Origin of the sequence: Luteolibacter sp. SL250 (assembly GCF_026625605.1) — a bacterium.
GTDB lineage: Bacteria > Verrucomicrobiota > Verrucomicrobiia > Verrucomicrobiales > Akkermansiaceae > Luteolibacter.
This window is the reverse complement of the sequence record NZ_CP113054.1, coordinates 2,598,803-2,618,855: the sequence shown is the minus strand read 5'-3', so window position 1 is coordinate 2,618,855 and position 20,053 is coordinate 2,598,803. Positions and strand designations below refer to the sequence as shown.

Genomic DNA, 20,053 nt, shown 5'->3' with positions numbered 1-20,053 from the left:
AGGGATGGAATCTTCTTGCAGGATGGTTTGAAGCAGTTAGACAGGATTGCGAATAGGTTATTATCCTTATCCGAAGTGGCGAGCAAATTTCAATCACCGGTTATTGATACCGACGTATGGGCAAGGAGGACGGCAGCCCGGCTGCGGTTGATCCATTCCAGCTTTGCGGACCAGGGTTTCGAGCAGAAGAAGACTTATCTCGAAGATGAGATCGAATTCGCGCTGGAAGACGCTGGCGCTCTGGATGCCATACAAAAACGGACCCTGCTGGAGAAACTGTCCGGCTGCTTTCCGGTGTTCACGGACCATGCGGGTTCCGTGTCTTCTCCAAACGTTCCATCACAGGAACCCCGCTCTGTTAAGGTGGATCCGTTGGAGCAGTTCCTCGAGCACTGGAAACAAGCCGCTCCGGAGCAACGGGAACGCATCAGCGCAGCACTCTCAGCCGCCGGCATCACCCCCGCTCCACAGGCCGCCACCACATCGCTGCCGCCCGAGATCTCCTCACGGGTGATCCTGCCATCCCGGCCGGATGAACTGATGGATCTCACCCGTGGGCTCGACCAGTTGTGGAGGGAGCTCGACACCCCTGCCGCGCCGATTGATTTCAATCGTTTGTTCAAACTCCTGGGGATGCTCGCCAGTTCGATGCGGGATCTCCACAAGTTCATCTGGGAGTTCTGGAGGCAGAGCGCACCGCGGGAGTTGCAGTCCTTGATGACCAGCAACTTCCTTTCCTCGTTCGAAGGAACGGTGGCCGCCTATCTGAAAAACGACGACCAAAGCAGCTCCCGTGAACTTGCCGCGGAGATCGAGAAGACCAAGCGTCTCATGCTGGGCATCTGTTTCGCCATCCGCCGGGGAACCGAGGAGTTTGCCCGCGGACACCACCGAATGTTCGCGCCGGAGAACATCGAAAACACCGTCGCGATCGAGGAAACCGCAAGCGACGCATCCCGAGTCAGGGACCTCGGCCGGAAGTCCTGGGACAAATACACGAAGCTCACCAAGCATCTCACGGCGGATGCCGTGGACCAGGAGTTCCAACGGGCGTTCTGCGGCGCCCTGGTATCCTACCTCAGATCAAGCTGACCCTGCTGATCCACCTTCCAACCCCTTCATCTTCCCATGTCCACTCCCATCATCCACTGGCACGAAGGGTTGTTCCTCCTGCCCCAGCACTTCCAGATCCTCCAGCGCGGCATCCTCGACCAGTTCGGCAGCGAGCGGGCGATGAGCTGGGCGTATCCCTACGGCGTGGTGGAGGCCCGCATCTCAAATGACGATCTGGAGAATTTCCGCATCCGCTTTGACCGGCTGCAGGTGGTGATGCCCGGAGGCATCCACCTTTCCTACCCGGAGAACACGGACCTCCCCAGCCTGGACATCCGTGAAGCCTTCGCGGCGAATCCAAAAGGCTTCACGGTCTATCTCGGCCTTCCCCACTGGTTCTCCCACCGGGCGAATACCCTGGACAGTGATGAGCTGACCGGCGCGCGGGTGAAGATCATGTACCGTGTGGCCAGGGAGACCGTGGACATCTCCGACGAGAACACCGGCCAGACACCCCGCGCGGTCCAGTTCCGCCGCTTCAACGCGATGCTGCTGCTGGATGGGGATGATGACAGCGATCTGGAGAAAATCCCGCTGCTGAGGGTGGTGCATGATTCCAGCCGCGAGGAGCCGTTCCCCCGCCAGGATCCGGCCTACGTCCATCCGTGCCTGCATCTGAGCGCCTCCCCCACCTTGCGGGAAATGGTGAAGGACCTATCCGGGCAAGTGGCCGCGGTCCGGGAGCAGCTTGCCAACATCGTGGCACGTGGAAGCAACACGCAGACCATGAACCGGCTCCAACTGGAGCAGACCCTCCGGCTGCGCTCGCTGAACCGTTTTGCGGCACGGATGCCGGCATTCCTCGATGTGGGTGACGGAGCGGCCAAGGTGCCGCCGCTGGACATCTACATGGAGCTGCGCGGTCTGTTGGGGGAATTGATGGCGCTGTTCCCGGAGCGGGGTGGCTTCGACATCGCCCCCTACCGCCATGACAATCCCCTGCCATCCTTCCAGGCGGTGATTTCACAGATCCGCAACTATCTCCACGGTGCCGTGGCACCGGACTACTGGAAGGTCGATTTCCAGGCCGGCCCGGACGGCAGCCGTCTGGCCGTGCTGGAGGAGAAGCACTTCAACGAACCCAACGCCTGGTTCCTCGGCATCAAGACCCAACTGGAGCCGAGCCGTCTGGTGGAGCTGGTGGAGGATACGGACCAGTTCAAGCTCATGCCACGCTCCTACCTGGAGCGCGCGATCCGCGGTGTGGTTCTCAAGGAAGAGCGGTTCCCACCGCTGGAACTTCCCGCGGAGACCGGCCGATACTATTTCCGCCTCCAGACGACGCAAAGCCGCCGCATCTGGGAGGAAGTCGTGCGGGAGAAGGAACTGGTCTGCCGCTGGAGCATGCAGCGGGAGGTCGCAGATCTCCAACTGGGCCTCTACATGACATTGGGCGGTCGTTCCTCCGGCTCCGCCGAATAAACCAGCATCCTTCCAGGTCATGGCCAAGAACAAGGGCAAAGGAGAGGACTCCGGATGGGGTGGTGGCAGCGATGATGGATTCTGGGGCGGATCGTCCGCTCCTCCTCCACCACCAGCCGCGTCTTCCTCCCCTCCCCAATTTTCCGGTCCACCGTCGAAAAAGATCAGCCTTCTGGAAGCGGTCGAGCCGATCTTCCTCTTCATCTGCCAGCAACACCGCATCGTCAGGGACGGCAAGGACCTCTCCTTCGAGGCGGTGCGCGGTGAAACCACCCGTCTTCTGGGAAGCATCGAGGACGGTGCCCGGCGGGATCCCGTCCTGCAGCAGCAGTTCGACCGCATCCGGGATCCACTCTACTGGTATGTGGACTATTGGTTCGGATCCTCCGGGGAGTTCCCCACCCTGCGGGCTCCCTGGAACAACGACCGCCTCGGTGAGTATCCGGATGATGATGATGGCTCGCTCGCCGGTGACGAGGCGTTCTATGACAAGCTGGAGGCGACGCTGAAGGCGGACTCCCAGGATGAGGCCGCGAACGAACGCCTCGCTTTCTACTACACCGCACTCGGCATCGGTTTCACCGGCCTGTATTTCAAGGCCATCCCGGAACACCACGCCAAGCTGCGGGATTACATGGGCAGGCTCTACCCGCGCGTCCGCAAGTTCATCGACGCGAACCCATCCTCCAAAGTCACTCCGGAGGCATACACCTTCACCGACAAGCGCGACTTCGTGGCACCGGCCCGCGACCGCCCGCTGATCCTGCTGGCGGCGATCCTGTGCCTCCTGCTGACCATCTTCATCGGCTACTTCTACGTGTACGGCATCCAGAAGAAAGGCCTCGAATCCTCCGTGCTGGAGATCCAGCGCACGGAATCCGTCCAACCCGCCGTCCAGGAATGAGCCGCTTTCCCGCCGCATGAACCTTCTCAGTAAAATACCGAACTCAGCCAGGGGCGCCGTCGCCATCATGGGTCTCTGCGCCCCGGTCGTGATGATGGCCGGAGCGGCCCAGCCGGAGATGCTGAAGCTCTACATGGCGGGTTACATCACGCTCTGCGTGCTTTCCGCCCTGGGCGCCTACTTCGTCGACAGGGCGCAGAAGAAAAAGGCCAAGGGGTTCTCCGAAGACATCAAGGACAATGCCGGAAGCGTCCAGGGGGTGAGCGATCCCCAGCGGCGCCGCGAGATCGATGAAATGCGCCAGCAGTTCCAGCGCGGCATCGACATCTACAAGCAATACGGCAAGGACCTCTACAGCCTGCCATGGTATGTGGTGGTGGGTGAGTCCGGATCCGGCAAAACGGAGGCCCTCCGGCGCAGCGAGATCGGCTTTCCCGACAAACTGCAGGACTACTGGCAGGGAACCGGCGGCACCATCAGCATGCACTGGTGGTTCACCAACCGTGCGGTGATCCTGGACACGGCGGGCCGTCTGTTCGTGAGTGACAGTTCATCCGGCGGGGACCAGGCGCAGTCGCAGTGGATTTCCTTCCTCCAGATGCTGAGGAAGAACCGCTCGGACTGCCCCATCAACGGACTGGTTCTCGTCATCCCCGCAACCTCACTGGTGCCGCTGGAAGACGAAGCGGCCGAAAGCACGTCGGTCAAGGAGATCGACGCCAAGGCGGGCCAGATCGCCAAGCAGATGGAGACGCTCCAAACGGAACTGGGCGTGCGTTTCCCCGTGTATCTGTTGATCACGAAAACGGACCGGATCATCGGCTTCCGGGAATTCTTCTCCTACATCGAGTCCCCGGAGGAACGCTACCAGATGATCGGCTGGTCGAACCCCGAACCGCTCGGAAAGACCTTCGATCCCTCCAGCGTGGCATCCTCCCTGCGGGAGACATCGGACCGGCTCCGGCGGCGGCGCATGGCACTGATGAAGGATCCGATCCCGGCCCCCGGGAAAAAGCGGTTCGAGGAGGTGGATTCCATGTTCGCGTTTCCGGATGCGTTCGAGAAGCTCGCGCCAAAGCTGGAGCGTTACCTGCGCCACATCTTCGCCGTGGACGAATGGTCATCAAAGCCTCCATTCCTGCGCGGGATCTATTTCACCTCCGCCCTCCAGCAGGGTGCGGTTCTCGATGAGGCCCTTGCCAAGGCGCTGGGACTTTCCATCCGTGACATGGAGCACAAGACCGGGGAACACGACCTCAGTCTGGCGAAGAACCGTTCCTACTTCCTCCGGGATTTCTTCCTGGACAAGGTTTTCCAGGAGAAGGGACTGGTCACGAAAGGAAAGATCGCACGCAAACTTTCCGGCTGGAAGCTGTGGATCCCCGTCGGATTCGTATCCGCACTGCTCCTGGTGGGGCTCATCGGATGGTTCACCGGCCGCAAGCCCCCGGGCGAACTCCGTTCCTGGAGATTCCTCGCGGATGACGCCTACTCGACGGAGAACTATGGGTTCCATCCCCTGATCGTTCCTTCGTCAGAGGGCGGCTGGTCGTACATCAAATCCCCCGTCAGCTCGGACGATCTGCTGCGGAACCTGAACCAGCTCGGCAACGACCACCTGAAGTCCCGCCCGAAGTTCGGATGGTTGTTCTCACCTGCCGTGGCGCTGGACGGCGGAGTTTCGAAGGACCGCCACGCCGCATTCCGGACGGCGGCGGATGCCATCGTGACCCGTCCGCTTCTGGAAGCGGCGATCGACGGTCTCGCGAAGCGGTCGAGCCAATGGGGGGCGGAAGGCATTCCGCAGTCCGATGCGGATGCGCTCGATGAGATCCTTTCCTGCCTGTCTCCGAAGGCATCCGAAGGTTCTTCGGGCAAAGACTCCACGCCGGACCTTGAGTCCACCGCGGCCATCCTGATCCGCTCGGCCGGGCTGCCCTACACCAGTTCGAAGAACCGGGATCTTTACCGTAACACCATCGGCCCGGTGATCGGCATCCTGAAAGCCGCCCATCCGGATGGAAAGCTGCCAGCCACCGCAGTGGACGAAAAGAGCCGGGCGCTTCTGGTGACGGTGATCGACCGTCTGTTTGGGGGTGGGGACGACGGAGCGTTGACCCGTCAGTTGCAGTCCTATGATGTGGCCTGGAGGGCCGTCCGCGAAATCACGCCGGGAACTTCGTTCACGGATGCACAGAAGCTCGTACAATCCCTCAACTCCGCATCGGAAACCCTCGCGAACCTGGAGCCGCAGCTCCGCTACCTGGCCTCAAACACAGGAAAAGCCACCACCGAAGAATCCACCTCCAGCGAAAAGGAACAACCACGGACGCTCGGGAAGCGCCTGCTTCAGGAGCACGAACAAGGCCTCCAGGTGCTGGCCTCCAACCGCATGGGGCGCTGGCAGGACGACGCCGATCGTCCGGAAGAATCCAGCGAGGCGGCGAAGCTGAGGGAGAAACTCGTGGCCGAACACGCGAAGATGTTGGAGAACCCGGAGAAGCGCACCCATGCCGCACGGGCCGGACTTGCCAGCGAGGTGATGAATCTGGACACCATCGTACCGGAACGCTTCAGCCCCGCCACCTACACGCAGTTCGCTGCAAGCATCGCATCGGTGCAGGCGAAAGCGAAAGCGATCGGCATCGAGGAAATCGGGAATGTGCTCATCGGTATATGGTCGCAGCATTTCGTCGCGGATCTGCTGCCGAAGCACATCGGTTTCCCGCTGGTGTTCGACAAGGTCCGGGGAGACAACGAGAAGATCCTGCCAAGGGAGGAAGCCGCCGCGGTTGCCAGTGCGATCCTCCGGGTGTCGGAACTTTCGGACAAATCACGCCTGAAGCTCTCCCCGATCAAAGGGGTGATCGAGTCGATCTTTGATGTCGAGAAGCTCCCCAAGGGCGAGATCGTCGTCAAAGAGTGGGAGATTTCCCTGGCCCAGAATGACATCTGGTTCGGGCTGGTGAATGACGTGAGCATCGAGCCGAGCCGTCCCGGCTCCGGGAGGCTGCGTTGGGATGCAGCGAGCGGCGGAGAAGGGAAGCTGCTGGCGGCGGACCAAGGGGCGAAAATCTCCTATACGGACACAAACGTCCCTCCCAATACGTACCCATTCTCCAGCGGGAACCAGCCGCAGTGGGCTCCGGTGCACTGGGCGGTCGCCGCGATCAGCCAAGGGGCGCAGGGACCGTTCACCCAATTCGGCGGCAGGAGGATCTCCCTCAATGTGAAACTGCCCGCGACATTCCCGCAGGCCCTCGATGGACTGCCCACCACCCGGAACCTGAGCGAATAAACCACGTTCTATTTTGTCATGCTCGACGAACCGCCAGATACCGTCAAAGCAGCGGATGGTTCACGCATCCCGCTCGCCGTGTTCGGCAAGCACCGGGCTTGGTCGGACCATCTGGAGGACATCGGGCTGGACACTCCGTCGCTCGGAAAGTTCAAGCAATCCTTCTACACCGATGGGATCCGGACGAATCTGGATACGGGGGCGTGGGAGCCTCTTTCCGAAGAAGGCAAGACGGTGGACTGGGACCATGAATTGTTCATGACCGGCCCACGGGGGATGATCCTGGCACGGCTATGGGCGTCCACCGATGGGCGCGGCCGGCGTTCCTACCCGATGATCGCCGCAACCCACCTTCCCACCACACGGCTGCCTGCGGATCTCACCCCGCTTCAGGAAGCGCTGGAGCTGGCGAAGGAACAGTGCTCGTCAGCGGATACCCAGGATGCGGTCCGCTCCGCCGCCGTGTCCGGGAAGATCGCGCTCGAGTACGCCGTGCGCAATCTCTCACCGATGCCAGCCGAGGGGCCCACGGAGGAATCCCGCGCCAGGTTCCTGGGCATGGGGTCCGGTGAGGAGGGCTTCCGGAGGATCCTCCATGTCATGCTGGCCGACCTGGCGGCATTCTCAAAGAACCGCCGGCAGCCGGATGTGAGGCCGCGGCATTTCAGGTTGCCTTCATCTCCCGGAGATCGCGGGAAAGGCTTTCTGATGTGGCACACCTTCTTCCAACCCCATCTTCCGGACGGCACCCTGTGGACCATCATCGCCCCCAAGGATGGCGGCTGGGCGGATGTATCTGTCGGCGGAACCGACAGTGATTTCGTCCACCTCTCGAGGTTGAACGCGGAAGGGATGCCACCACTGAATGAGATTCCATATTCCCTGGCTCCGGAGAATGAGGAACAGTTCGGGAAAATACTCTCATCCTTCACTTCCCCACCCTTCGCGGTGACATCGCTTTTCGCTCCGGACCAGCCCTCGGGAACCTTCAGTTCCGTAATGGGGAGATTGTTTGGCAAAGGACAGCCATAACCGTTATTTCATTGACTGAATCCGACCGTAATTCCTAAATATAGTTATCAACAAGTGGCATTATCCCTCGAACAATACCTCGCCCCATGTGTGAATCAGCCGCCATGCGGCGATGATGTTTGGGAGAACATTGTCCTCGACTCAGAACTTGGGAAAACGCTCGACAGCATCGTCGGCGGACTGGACCGGGGCATGGTGGGCGGAGAGCGTGAATCCCAGGGCACAGGCGACTGGGCGGGCCTGCTGATGGAGGTGGGAGCCCACTTCGGAAACACCAAACATCTGGGGCTGGCATACTATGCGACCACGGCAAGCCTGAGGCTCTCCCAACTTGAAGGTTTGGTGGACGGCATCGTCCTCTTCAACCAACTGCTGCACAGATACTGGCTTCAGGTCCATCCGGTGATGGAAGACGGGGATCCGGATGAAAGGTTATCCCTCATCTCCCGCCTGGACACACCTGTCGTCATCAGCGGGATCGATGAGATCATCATCGCAAAGGGAAGACGTTCCGGGAGTTATACATTCGCGCAGGCGGAGAGTTCCCTTGCGGGGAATCCATCCCCCACGCTCATCGAAGCCTCGATCAATGAAACATTGTCCGAGGATCCTGAATTCTATGACCGGCTCGCCGCCCAATGCCGCGAGATCCGCCACGAACTGAATGCCCTCCGCGACACGCTGCAGACCCATCTGGGCAGTCCGTCGCTGTCCCTTCCCCTTCTGGAGGAAAAGCTGGGCAAGTTCGAGGGCTTCCTCGCCCGGAGCGCGGTTGTAACCGGAGGGGCAGCCCCCGCGACCGATGGCTCCCCGGAAGGAGGGGATGCCGCAACCCCGGCAGCGGCCGTGCAGGTGGCGCAACCGGGCGAGATCCGCAACCGCGCGGATGTCTGCCGCACCATCGACCAACTCATCCGCTTCTACCGCCGGACGGAACCCACCAGTCCGGTGCCGTATCTGCTGAACCGCGCGAAGCGTGTGGCGATGATGGACTTCATCGAAATCGTCAAAGAATTCCGCCTGAACGGCAGTCCATCCATCGACGATGTCTTCGGACCGACCGAGGAGATCACCGACTCCAACTGATGCCTTTCCCATCCCAGACACCGGCAACCAAACATTTCACATATTATGGCCAAGAAAACATCCAGCTCCCAGAAACTGCTCCCGCGGAAACCCCGTGTCCAAATCGAATATGACGTGGAGGTGGGTGACGCGCTCCGCCAGGTGGAACTGCCCTGGATCACGGGCGTGATGGCGGATCTTTCCGGTGCGAATGCCGGTGAACTGCCAGAGCTTTCCAAGCGGAAGTTCAGCGACGTCGATGCGGACAACTTCGACGCTTTCCTCAAGGACCAGAAGCCGCGCGTCACTTTTGCCGTCGACAATCTGGTGGCCGGAGAGGGCCGCATGGGCGTGGATGTGACGCTCGAATCCATGGCGGACTTCAGTCCGGATGTCTTTGCCCGCAAGATTGGCGCGGAGATCATCGAGATTGTCATCACGGAGGAAGGCAAGGGGTCCGACAAACGCTATGTGTTCGATTCCACGAATCCCCACAGCGCGCCGTTCGGGGAAAGCGTGGCTTCGTTGGATGCCCTTTCGAAGGAGTTCATCGCCTACAAGATCGGTGAAAAGGCCGCCGATCTGGAATCCTCGATCCTCCCCGATCCCCGGAACACGAAACGCTGGACGCTCCGGATCGTCAAGAAGGGCCCGCTTGCGAAACTGCTGGATGCCCGCAACCGGCTCAAGGAGCTCCTCATCAAGGTGGACGGCAAGGCCGGCGCCCAGAAGGCTCTCGACGAGCTGCTCCAGGACAAATCCGTGATGGAAGGCCTCCTGAAGGAACAAGCACCGTCTTCCGAAGCACCCTAACCCCAGCCCCCTTCCCGCCATGAGTAATGCCCAACAAGCCGGATCCACCAATGCCGCCGGCACCGTAACCACCCAGGAAAGCGCACTCGACCGGATGCTCTCCGTCGTGGATGCCCTCCGGCCGAAATCCGAAGAAGCGAAGCGCGAGATCCAGGACGCTGTTTCCACCCTCTTCGAGCACATCCTCGGAGACTACGAGAACATCTCGAAGGAGACCCCTGAGGTTCTCGACAAGATCGAACGCGTCATCGCCGAGATCGACCGCCGCCTGACCTCCCAGCTCAATCTCATTCTCCATCATTCGGACTTCCAGAAACTGGAAGGTTCCTGGAGGGGGCTCCACCACCTGGTCAGCGGCACGGAATCGAGCGACCAGCTAAAGATCAAGGTCATCAACATCTCCAAGAAGGAGATCTACAAGCAGCTCAAGGGCAAGGACCGCGCCGGCTGGGACCAGACCGAGCTCTTCAAGAAGATCTACGAAGAGGAGTACGGCACCCCCGGCGGCCAACCGTTCGGCGTGCTGATCGGTGACTACGAATTCGGCCACACCGGTCCGGACGTGCAGGTACTCCGCGGCATGTCGAAGATCGCGGCAACCGCTCACGCCCCGTTCATCGCCGCCGCTTCCTCCGAGCTTCTCGGCATGGAAAGCTGGACGGAACTGCCGAACCCACGCGATCTGCGGAAGGTGCAGGACTCCGTGGAGCATGCCGCCTGGCGCAGCCTGCGCGAGGATGAGGATGCCCGCTACCTGGGCCTGGCCATGCCCCGATTCCTCGCCCGCGTTCCCTATGGCTCCAAGACGGAGCCGGTGGAAAGCTTCGACTTCGAGGAAGATACGGACGGCTCCGACCACACGAAATACACCTGGTCCAACGCGGCCTATGCCATGGGCGCCAACATCAACCGCGCGTTCTATGAGAACGGCTGGACCACGCAGATCCGCGGTCTGGAGAGCGGCGGTATCGTGGAGAATCTGCCCACCCACCTGTTCCCGACGGACGACGGCGGAGTGGACGCGAAGTGCCCCACGGAGATCGCCATCACCGACCGGCGCGAGAAGGAGCTGGCGGACATCGGACTGATGCCGTTGTCCCACTACAAGAACAGCGACTATGCCTGTTTCTTCGGTGCCCAGTCGCTCAAGAAGCCCACTAAGTATCTGGATGCCGACGCCCAGGCGAACGAGAATCTTTCCTGCCGCCTGCCCTATCTGTTCTCCACCTGCCGCTTCGCCCACTATCTGAAGTGCATGGTGCGCGACAAGATCGGCTCATTCATGGAGCAGGAGGAGATGCAGAAATGGCTGACGAACTGGATCATGGCCTACGTGCTCCGCGGCGGCGGCGACGAAAGCCTGAAAGCGAAGAAGCCCCTGGCCGATGCCCGGGTGGAGGTCACCTCCATCGAGGGCGACCCTGGGAACTACAGGGCGGTCTTCTACCTCCGGCCGCATTTCCAACTGGAAGGACTCACCGCTTCGCTGCGTCTGGTGTCCAAACTGAAGCAGAAATCAAACTGATCAACCAACGAATCTTCGCCCCATTCCCCTCACCGGTCCGGCGGGGAGGATGAGGCAATCCTGAAAACCGGGTGACTCACCCGAATCCCGAAACCAACAACAGCCAAAAGCAAAACCATGTTTGACGCATATTTGAAAATCGACGGCATTCCCGGCGAGTGTGAGGACAAGGGCCACGAGCAGTGGATCCAGCTTCTCTCCTTCAGCCACGGAGTGCAGCAACTCGGCACCAACCTGGGTGGCGGCGGCAACCGCGGCTCCTCCGGCAAGGCCGAGCACCAGCACTTCAGCTTCACGAAGTACGTGGACAAGGCCAGTCCGAAGCTCAACCTCCATTGCAGCAACGGCCAGAACCTGAAGAAGGTGACCGTGGAAATCTGCCGTCAGGTGGACAGCCGCATCGCCTACCTCACCTACACCTTCGAGCCCTGCCTTGTCAGCAGCGTTCAGATCGGCGGTTCCACCCAGGGTGATGACCGTCCGGTGGAGCAGGTGAGCTTCAACTACACCAAGATCGAGTGGAAGTACACCGAGGTTGCCAAGGACAACACCCCTGGGGGCGACACCATGGCCCACTGGGATCTGTCCACCAACACCGGCGGCTGATTTCCCATCCGGAAAATGGGAAATCTACAGGAAATCAAAAAACAGATCTCCGACGGGAACGCGGCCGCAGCTCTGGCATCTGCCAAAGCAGCGGTCCGCGGGGCTCCGGCGGATCCATCCTGCCGTTCCGCCCTATTCAGCTTGTTCGCCATTCATGGCGAATGGAGCAGGGCTGCGGAGCAGTTGGAAAACGCCCTGCAGCTCGGCGGAGATCCGGGCCTGGCGGTGTATCTGATCATCCTCAAGACGATCTCCGGACGAGATGAGGTGTTGAGAGGTCTGGCGGATCCCCATTTCCCCGCGTGTGACAGCATACCGGACTGGTATCCCGGCTGGAAAGCCGCGCTGGAGGCACTGCACGGAGGCTCTCCGGAGCCGTTGGCCGCAGCCGCCGCGGACCGCGCCGATGCCCTGGACACCATCACCGGATTCAATGAGGAATATGAATTCGAAGGCTTCCGGAATTGTGACACGCGGTTGTGCGGTGTCTTCGAAGGGATTTTTGAAGGGAAGTATTCATGGCTGCCTTTCGAGCAGGTTCTGCGCATCGCGGTTCCCGCACGTCCGGAAATGCTCCACGACCTGCTCTGGCTGCCGGTGATGATCCACCTGCGCAAGGGAGCCCCCTTGAAAGGCTATCTATTTTCCACCTACCCGGGCACCGCCGGGCGGAGTGACGACGCTGCCAGGCTTGCCAGGGACACCGGTTGGGACGAACGGTTCGACACCGTGGACGTGGGGTTCGGCACCCAGCTTTTCGCACTCGGGGCCGAGGTGGTTCCGGTGTTTTCATTGGGCCAGTGCTGTCTCGGGGACCTACCGGACGCCACGCCCGCCTCCCCTGTTGAACCGTGAAAACGTCGTTCCGCGAAGAGCTGACACTGCCTTCCCTTTTCTGGAGGATCGATGAGGCGGAGCAGTCCCGGTACGCGCGGGGTGCATCTCTGGCGGTCTACCGTGCGGATGTACTGCGGAACCTTCGCTGGCTCCTCAATGCTTCTTCCGCCCGTTCGGAGGACCCTATCTGGAACTTCCCGGGCGCGGCGGCTTCGGTACTCAATTTCGGCGTCGCCCCTTATTCCGGGCGGATCGGTTCCTCCATGGACATGGATGAGATGGCGTCCTCGATCCGTGAGGCGATCCTCCACTTCGAGCCCCGCATCATTCCTTCCACACTGGAGGTCGAGCGCATCGGGGACCAGTATGACGATGAGGGCAACTCGGTCGCGTTCCGCATCAGTGGCAGCATCTGGGCCCAGCCGGTTCCAGAGCGGTTCACCATGGAAACCGCCGTCGACACCACTTCCGGAGCTTGGTCTTTCGACTCCTGATCGGCTCCCTCCCACCCATTCCAACGGATGAACGAAACTTTCCTCGGTTATTTTGAAGACGAGCTCCGCCACATCCGCGAAGTGGCCGGTGAGTTCGGCACCATGCACCCACTGGTGGCCGGCCAGTTGCGACTGAGAAACGATGGATGCGACGATCCGTTCGTGGAGCGCCTGCTCGAAGGCTTCGCTTTCCTCGCCGCCCGGGTCCACCAGAAGCTCGACGCGGATTTCCCGGTTTTCACCCAGTCGCTGCTTGAGACGATCTATCCGGCGATGCTGTGCCCGGTGCCATCCATGGGTATCGTGGAGCTGCAGGGGGACGCTGCTTTGACTGTGCCGTTGACCGTACCGCGGGGTTCCATGTTGACCGGACATCTGGGCCCGGATGCGGACACCCGGTGCGAGTTCCGCACGGCTCAGGAGGTGACGATCCATCCCATCCGCATCGCCCGTGATCCGCAGGGGAGACCCCGCTACTTCGACCGGGATCTGGACCTGCTGCAGCTTCCCTCGAGTGCCCCGGCAAAGGCGGCGCTCCGGCTCCGGCTGGATCTGCATCCGGATGCCGGTTTCTTCAGCGACCAGACTTCACTCGACGAGCTGACCTTTTTCGTCCGCGGCGACCTGGGTGGAGCAGGGCGGATTCTGGAAGAACTTTTCTCCCATGGCACCCACCTTTTCATCTCCTCCGGCGCCTATCCGGCGAAGATCCTCAAGACGTTCACGCTCGGCGACCGGGATGGCGTGAAGATCGTGCCCGGAGGTTTCTCAAAGGATGAAGCCCTGCTGCATGCGGATACACGGGTGTTCGAAGGTTACCGCCTGCTGCGCGAGTACATGGGGATGCCCCAGCGCTTCCTGTTTTTCAAGATCCAGGGTCTTCGCGCAGCCTTCGCCGGGTTGGAAAAAACCTCCGTCGATCTCATCATCGGCTTCAAGCGGTCCGCTGCGGAACTCGCGAATCTGATACGTCCGGAAACCTTCGTGTTGAATGCGACCCCCTTGGTCAATCTGTTCGAAAGACGGGCGGACCAGATTTCCGTAGACTCCGGGCGTTCCGATTTCCACCTGGTGGTGGACCGTACCAAGCCCCTCCACCACGAGATCCTGCTGGTGAACGAGGTGACCGGCATCACCGGTGGCACCTCCGAGAAGACCCGTTTCCTGCCGTTCTACCGCTGTGGAGCCGGGGAGCCGGGAGCGAAATCCTTCTTCTCCATCCGTCGCGCACCGCGCCTGAGCACCGGCCGGGAGAAACGGGAGGGACCATCCTCACGCTACGCTGGCTCGGAGATCTACATCTCCCTCGTTGACGGGAACAGCGCGCCCTACCGGGAAGACATCGATGCCCTCTCGGTGAAGGTGCTCTGCTCCAACCGCCACCTGCCCCTCTCGATGCCCATCGAAGGGCGCGATACCGACTTGCTCCCTGACGCGGGTCTGGCGCTGGCGGCGGTACGCTGGATCATCCCCCCCACCCCTCCGATGGACAGCCTGGCCCACGGAAGCGAGGCCTGGCGTTTCATCAGCCATCTGTCACTGAACTATCTCTCTCTGGTGGAAGACTCCGGCGGCGGCACGGCCGCCCTGCGGGACCTGCTGCGGATCTACGTGCCCTCCGGCATGGAAGATGTCTACGAGTGGATCGAGGGGATCACCTCGGTCACCTCCGCTCCGGTGATCCGGAGGATGCCGGGAGGCGGCCCCGTTGCCTTCCAGCGGGGGCTTGCGGTGGACATCACCTTTGATGATCGCCGATTCGCCGGTGCCAGCGCGTTCCTCTGCGGGATGGTTCTGGCGCGCTTCCTGGCGCACCATGTGACCATCAACTCCTTTGTTGAAACATCCCTTCACAGCACGACCCGCGGAAAGCTGATCACCTGGCCGCCGCTCACCGGGACCCGATCCCTCGCCTGACCCATGGCCATCCCAACCCAGAGTTCAGATGACCTGGAACGCGCCCGCGCCCGGGGATTCATCGAGGCATCCGGAGGGGATCCGTGCCAGACGGATTTCTTTGCCTTTGTACGCTGGATCGAGGGACTGCTTCCCAACATGCCCCGTGTGGGTGAAGGCCGGCATTTGTCGGACGATGTTCTGGTCTTCCACCAGACGCTGCACCTCGGCTTCGCACCGGCGACGGTGAGGGAGGTGAAATCCCTCCCGGAACGCGGGACCGGCGGCCCGGTCGGTGAAGTGTCCGGTTACTTTCTCGGCCTGTTGGGACCGTCCGGACCACTACCGCTGTCGCTAACCGAGTATGTGTGGGCACGCAGCCAGGGCGTCCCGCATCCTGACCGGATCGCCCCGGTCACGAACGCCCAGGTATCCGTCCACCGGCGGGATACCAGCCTCGAGGACTTCCTCAACATCTTCAACCACCGCTTCATTTCATTCCTCTACCGTGCATGGGCATCCTGCCGGAAGACGGTGGACTACGACCGCCCGGAGGAAGCGAACTACCCGCGCTTCATCGGCTCACTTTTCGGACTGGGGATGGACAGCCTCCGCGGGCGCCAGCATCTCAACGATGAGGCGAAGACCTATTTCGCGGGACATCTGTCGAATCCCAGCCGTCATCCGGAAGGCCTTGCGTCCGTGGCGGCCGATTATTTTTCGACCCGCGCGGAGATCATCGAAAACGTGGGCCGCTGGCTGGACATCCCGGACAACGAGCAGTGCGTCCTCGGCGCGCCTCAGATGACCACGCTCGGATCCGGCATCGTCATCGGGGGCCGCATGTGGGACCGGCAACTTCACTTCTGCCTCCGTCTGGGACCGATGCCGATGGCGACCTACAGGAAGCTCTTTCCGGGTGAGGAGTCGCTGGCGGCGCTGAAGGACCTCGTGAAATTCTACACCCACCGGGAACTCTTCGCCGAAGTCCAACTGGTGCTGGATTACCGGGACTATCCCGGTTGTGCATTGGGATCAGGTGCCCGCCTCGGCCTGAGTTCCTGGCTCCACAGCTCCCCACCGGCCCGCGACCTGGACAACCTGCACATCGAACTCCAGTAACCCAATCCATTCCCACCTCCGCCCACCATGCAATCCCAGACACCGTCCTTCTATTTCAAGAAACTGAATCCCTTCGCCTACGCGGCGATGGACAAGGCCACCGAGCGTTGCATGGAACGGGGAAACCCGGAACTGGAACTGGCCCACTGGATGCTGGTCCTGGCGGAGAACGAAGAGAGTGACCTGGTCAAAATCATCCGCCACTTCGGCGGGGAGTCATCCCGCGTCACCACGGACATCAACCGTTTCCTCGACGGACTGCCACGGGGGGCGAGCCGCCTTTCTTCCTTCTCCCGTCTGCTGGTGGACGCGCTGGAGCAGGCGTGGGTCTGTTGTTCGCTGGTGTTCGGTGGAACCAAGATCCGCACCGGGCATGTCCTGTTGGCCTCCGTCCGGAACTCCGCCCTCCGCGCGTATCTGGGCGGCATTTCCAAGGAGTTCCAGAAGGTGAACGCGCAACAGCTCGAGGAAGCGTTTGACGCCATCTGCAAGGGCTCCGCCGAGGACGACAAGGCAACCGCTTCCAGCGAAGATGATGCGGACTCCCCCGCCCCGCTGAAGCCGGGCGAATCCGCCCTTGAACGATTCTCCGTCGATCTCACCGACCGCGCCCGCAAGGGCGAGCTGGACCCGGTCCTCTGCCGGGATGACGAAGTCCGCCAGCTCATCGACATCCTCATGCGCCGCCGCCAGAACAACCCGCTGCTGGTGGGTGAAGCAGGCGTCGGCAAGACCGCCGTGGTCGAAGGCTTCGCGCTCAAGCTCGCTACCGGCGACGTGCCTGACTCACTCAAGAGCGTGATCCTCCGCTCGCTCGACATCGGTCTGCTCCAGGCGGGAGCCAGCATGAAGGGTGAGTTCGAAGACCGCCTGCGCAAGGTCATCGATGAGGTGCAGAAGTCCCCGAAGCCGGTCATCCTTTTCATCGATGAAGCCCACACCCTGATGGGGGCGGGTGGCGCCGAGGGTACCGGAGACGCCGCCAACCTGCTGAAGCCTGCCCTTGCCCGCGGCACGCTGCGCACCGTGGCCGCCACCACCTGGGCGGAGTACAAGAAGCACATCGAGAAAGACCCCGCGCTCACCCGCCGGTTCCAACCGGTGAAGGTCGAGGAGCCCACCGAGGAGCAATGCTGCCTCATGCTCCGCGGCATCGTTGACGTCCTGGAGAAGCACCACAAGGTGGAGATCCGCAATGAGGCGGTGGCCGCCGCGGTGAAGCTTTCCCACCGTTACATCCCCGCCCGCCAGCTCCCGGACAAGGCGGTCAGCCTGCTGGATACGGCCTGCGCACGCGTGGCCCTCAGCCAGGGTGCGCCACCGGCATCCGTCGAGCGCTCCCGTGAGAAGATCCAGCATCTGAAGCTGGAGCTGGAGATCCTGGACCGCGAGGCGAAGGCCGGACGTCCCGACCAATCCGCCATCGAAGCGGCCTCCGAGAAACTCGGCAAGGAAGAGGCGAACCTGAAAGCACTGGAAGAACGCTGGAACTCCGAGAAGGAGGCACTGGCGAAGATTTTCGAAACCCGGATCTCCGCCCGCGAAGGCAGCTCCGAAGCCGCCGCCGTGGTGGCTCTGGAGAACGCGCTGCTCTCCGCCCAAGGTGACGATCCGCTGGTGCAGAGCTGCGTGGATGAAGGTGCGGTGGCCCAGATCGTCGCGGACTGGACTGGCATCCCGGTCGGACGGATGGTGCGGGATGACATCAAGTCAGTGCTCGATCTCGCCCAACGCCTCACCTCCCGTGTTGTCGGCCAGGACCATGCACTGGAGATGATCGCCAAGCGGATCGTCACCGCCCGCGCCGGTATCGACAATCCTTCGAAGCCCATCGGTGTGTTCATGCTCGCCGGGACCAGCGGTGTCGGCAAAACGGAGACCGCACTGGCACTGGCGGAGGCCCTCTATGGAGGCGAGTCCAACGTCATCACCATCAACATGAGCGAATTCCAGGAGGCGCACACCGTTTCCACGCTCAAGGGAGCGCCTCCCGGCTACGTCGGCTATGGAGAGGGAGGTGTGCTGACCGAGGCTGTCAGACGGCGTCCCTACTCCGTCGTGCTGCTCGACGAAGTGGAGAAGGCACACAGCGATGTGCATGAGATCTTCTTCCAGGTCTTCGACAAGGGTGTGATGGAGGACGGTGAAGGCCGCCTGATCGATTTCAAGAACACCATCATCCTCCTCACCAGCAACGCGGGCAGTGATCTGCTGATGAGCCTTTGCAAGGATCCGGAACTCGCACCCGAGCCGGAGAAGCTGGCGGAAGCCCTGCGGAAACCATTGCTCGACATATTCCCCGCCGCTCTGCTGGGCCGTCTGGTCACCATCCCCTACTACCCGCTGGCGGACTCCACGCTGAAGATGATCATCCGCCTTCAGCTCGACCGGATCAAGAAGCGCATCGAGACGCAGAAGAAGATCCGCTTCAACTATGGCGACGACGTTGTGGACCTGATCCTCAGCCGCTGCAAGGAAGCGGACAGCGGCGGCCGGGTGGTGGATGCCATCCTGACGAACACCATGCTGCCGGAGATCGGCCGCAAGCTGTTGGAGGCACTCTACGCCGGAAGCGAGATCAAAGCCGTCGACATCAAGGTGAAGGACGGGGATTTCAGCTACGAGTTCTCCGAGTAGAGCCCCTGCTCCCGGGCCGCAGGCGGAAACACCCATCCATCCCTATGAGGTTTGGAAGGTCCCTCCTTGCCATGCGGGTGATCCGGGCTGATCCAAATCTCCCGTTCCGGACATCGACTGATTTTCATTTCCTATCACAGGGAACTTCTCATCATGTGTTGAAATGAAAACTCCCGTCACGTTGGCACTCCTGTCCTTTGGCATGTCCATGCATCTGACGGGATCGACCCTAAGGGTTCTTTCCGTCGCCACCTCTCCGGAGTCCTTTCCCGCGGACGACCGCTCCGTCATCTTCCGGGATGAATTTGACGTGCCTCCTGCCGGGAATCCCGGCTATGTGGAACATCAGAAAGGAAATCCGCAGGGGTTCACCCATTCCCCGGATGGCGGCCTGCGCGGTGGCGGCATGACCGCGGTTTTCGAAAAGGGTCAGGTTGAGAACGGCAGCCTCAAGGTCTTCTTCGGCCGGACTCCGGCAGGCAGCCGGGGCTTGAGGAAAGATGAGACATTCCGCGAGATCTATTGGCGCGTTTATGTGAAACACGAAGCAGGCTGGGAAGGGAATCCCGCAAAGTTCGGACGGACCACCTGTCTGATGAGTCCGGATTGGAAGCAAGGCTTCATCGCCCATGTCTGGGGAGGAAAGAACAACTGCCTGTGCATCGATCCTGCAACCGGCATCGTTGACAGCAACCCGGTGACCACACGCTACAATGACTTCGCCAATCTGAAATGGCTGGGCGCCCGCCACGGCGGCATTCCTGTCTTCAGCAGCGCGGAGTCCGGACGGTGGGTGTGTGTGGAGTCCCACGTGCGCCTGAACTCCCCCGGCAAGGCGGACGGCATTTTCCAACTGTGGGTCGATGGAAAGCTTGAAGCATCCCGCCATGACATCAACTGGCACGGCAACTGGGATGACTACGCCATCAATGCGGTGTTCCTGGAGAATCATTGGAACGACGGATCCAAAAAACGCCAATCGAGATGGTTCGACCACTTCGTCATCCGCACCGAGCCGATCGGTCCGGCAACCGCAGCCCGCCCCGTAACCATCGGGAGAACCGTGTCGCATGGAGACACTCCATGGGAGGTGGAAATCGCGAAAGATCCGGACGGAAAAGAAATCGTTTGGAAATCCAGTGCCCCCATTCCCTCCGCTGCCATCACCCTGACGGTTGACGATCGAAGCGTCCCACACGCGCCGGGAGTCACCTACTGGGTGAGGATCCGCAAGGCAGGTGAAGCGGAATGGTCGCCATGGCACTCTCCTTTCCGCTGAATGATCCGGA

15 protein-coding genes are annotated in these 20,053 nt (G+C 61.4%); all 15 read left to right on the top strand.

Going from position 1 to position 20,053, the window contains the following annotated elements; genetic code table 11:
- Positions 1-75: 75 nt before the first annotated feature.
- The 15 genes from OVA24_RS11485 (at position 76) to OVA24_RS11415 (ending at position 20,043) form a co-directional block, all read left to right on the top strand.
- Positions 76-1,092: a hypothetical protein gene (locus OVA24_RS11485; protein ID WP_267669942.1), complete on the top strand. Its 1,017-nt coding sequence runs from the start codon at positions 76-78 to the stop codon at positions 1,090-1,092.
- A 36-nt stretch (positions 1,093-1,128) separates the two neighbouring features.
- Positions 1,129-2,535: a type VI secretion system baseplate subunit TssK gene (gene tssK, locus OVA24_RS11480; protein WP_267669941.1), complete on the top strand. Its 1,407-nt coding sequence runs from the start codon at positions 1,129-1,131 to the stop codon at positions 2,533-2,535.
- A gap of 19 nt (positions 2,536-2,554) precedes the next feature.
- Positions 2,555-3,439 (top strand): DotU family type IV/VI secretion system protein, encoded by an 885-nt coding sequence (locus tag OVA24_RS11475; RefSeq protein ID WP_267669940.1) that lies wholly within the window; start codon positions 2,555-2,557, stop codon positions 3,437-3,439.
- Positions 3,440-3,455: 16 nt separating this feature from the next.
- Positions 3,456-6,737, top strand: coding sequence for a type VI secretion protein IcmF/TssM N-terminal domain-containing protein (locus OVA24_RS11470; protein ID WP_267669939.1), 3,282 nt, complete (start codon positions 3,456-3,458; stop codon positions 6,735-6,737).
- Positions 6,738-6,755: 18 nt separating this feature from the next.
- Positions 6,756-7,769 carry a hypothetical protein gene (locus tag OVA24_RS11465; protein WP_267669938.1) on the top strand — a complete coding sequence of 338 codons (1,014 nt, stop codon included), beginning with the start codon at positions 6,756-6,758 and terminating at the stop codon, positions 7,767-7,769.
- A gap of 54 nt (positions 7,770-7,823) precedes the next feature.
- Positions 7,824-8,855, top strand: coding sequence for a type VI secretion system protein TssA (locus tag OVA24_RS11460; RefSeq protein ID WP_267669937.1), 1,032 nt, complete (start codon positions 7,824-7,826; stop codon positions 8,853-8,855).
- A 45-nt stretch (positions 8,856-8,900) separates the two neighbouring features.
- The gene (tssB, locus tag OVA24_RS11455; protein WP_267669936.1) at positions 8,901-9,647 is read left to right on the top strand and encodes a type VI secretion system contractile sheath small subunit; all 747 of its coding nucleotides are present in this window, start codon (positions 8,901-8,903) and stop codon (positions 9,645-9,647) included.
- Between the two features lie 94 nt (positions 9,648-9,741).
- Positions 9,742-11,172, top strand: a complete 1,431-nt coding sequence (gene tssC, locus OVA24_RS11450; protein WP_345783440.1) for a type VI secretion system contractile sheath large subunit — start codon at positions 9,742-9,744, stop codon at positions 11,170-11,172.
- A gap of 117 nt (positions 11,173-11,289) precedes the next feature.
- Complete coding sequence (locus tag OVA24_RS11445; RefSeq protein WP_267669934.1) at positions 11,290-11,778, top strand: Hcp family type VI secretion system effector; 489 nt, start codon at positions 11,290-11,292, stop codon at positions 11,776-11,778.
- A gap of 141 nt (positions 11,779-11,919) precedes the next feature.
- Entirely contained in the window at positions 11,920-12,633 is a 714-nt protein-coding gene (locus tag OVA24_RS11440) for a type VI secretion system accessory protein TagJ (protein WP_267669933.1), read from the top strand.
- Positions 12,630-13,109 carry a type VI secretion system baseplate subunit TssE gene (gene tssE, locus OVA24_RS11435; protein WP_267669932.1) on the top strand — a complete coding sequence of 160 codons (480 nt, stop codon included), beginning with the start codon at positions 12,630-12,632 and terminating at the stop codon, positions 13,107-13,109. The genes OVA24_RS11440 and tssE overlap by 4 nt, the downstream gene beginning before the upstream one ends.
- A 27-nt stretch (positions 13,110-13,136) precedes the next feature.
- Positions 13,137-15,026 carry a type VI secretion system baseplate subunit TssF gene (gene tssF, locus OVA24_RS11430; RefSeq protein ID WP_267669931.1) on the top strand — a complete coding sequence of 630 codons (1,890 nt, stop codon included), beginning with the start codon at positions 13,137-13,139 and terminating at the stop codon, positions 15,024-15,026.
- A gap of 3 nt (positions 15,027-15,029) precedes the next feature.
- Positions 15,030-16,127 (top strand): type VI secretion system baseplate subunit TssG, encoded by a 1,098-nt coding sequence (tssG, locus tag OVA24_RS11425; RefSeq protein ID WP_267669930.1) that lies wholly within the window; start codon positions 15,030-15,032, stop codon positions 16,125-16,127.
- A gap of 27 nt (positions 16,128-16,154) precedes the next feature.
- The gene (tssH, locus tag OVA24_RS11420; RefSeq protein ID WP_267669928.1) at positions 16,155-18,764 is read left to right on the top strand and encodes a type VI secretion system ATPase TssH; all 2,610 of its coding nucleotides are present in this window, start codon (positions 16,155-16,157) and stop codon (positions 18,762-18,764) included.
- Between the two features lie 163 nt (positions 18,765-18,927).
- Positions 18,928-20,043, top strand: coding sequence for a hypothetical protein (locus OVA24_RS11415; protein ID WP_267669926.1), 1,116 nt, complete (start codon positions 18,928-18,930; stop codon positions 20,041-20,043).
- Positions 20,044-20,053: the final 10 nt, after the last annotated feature.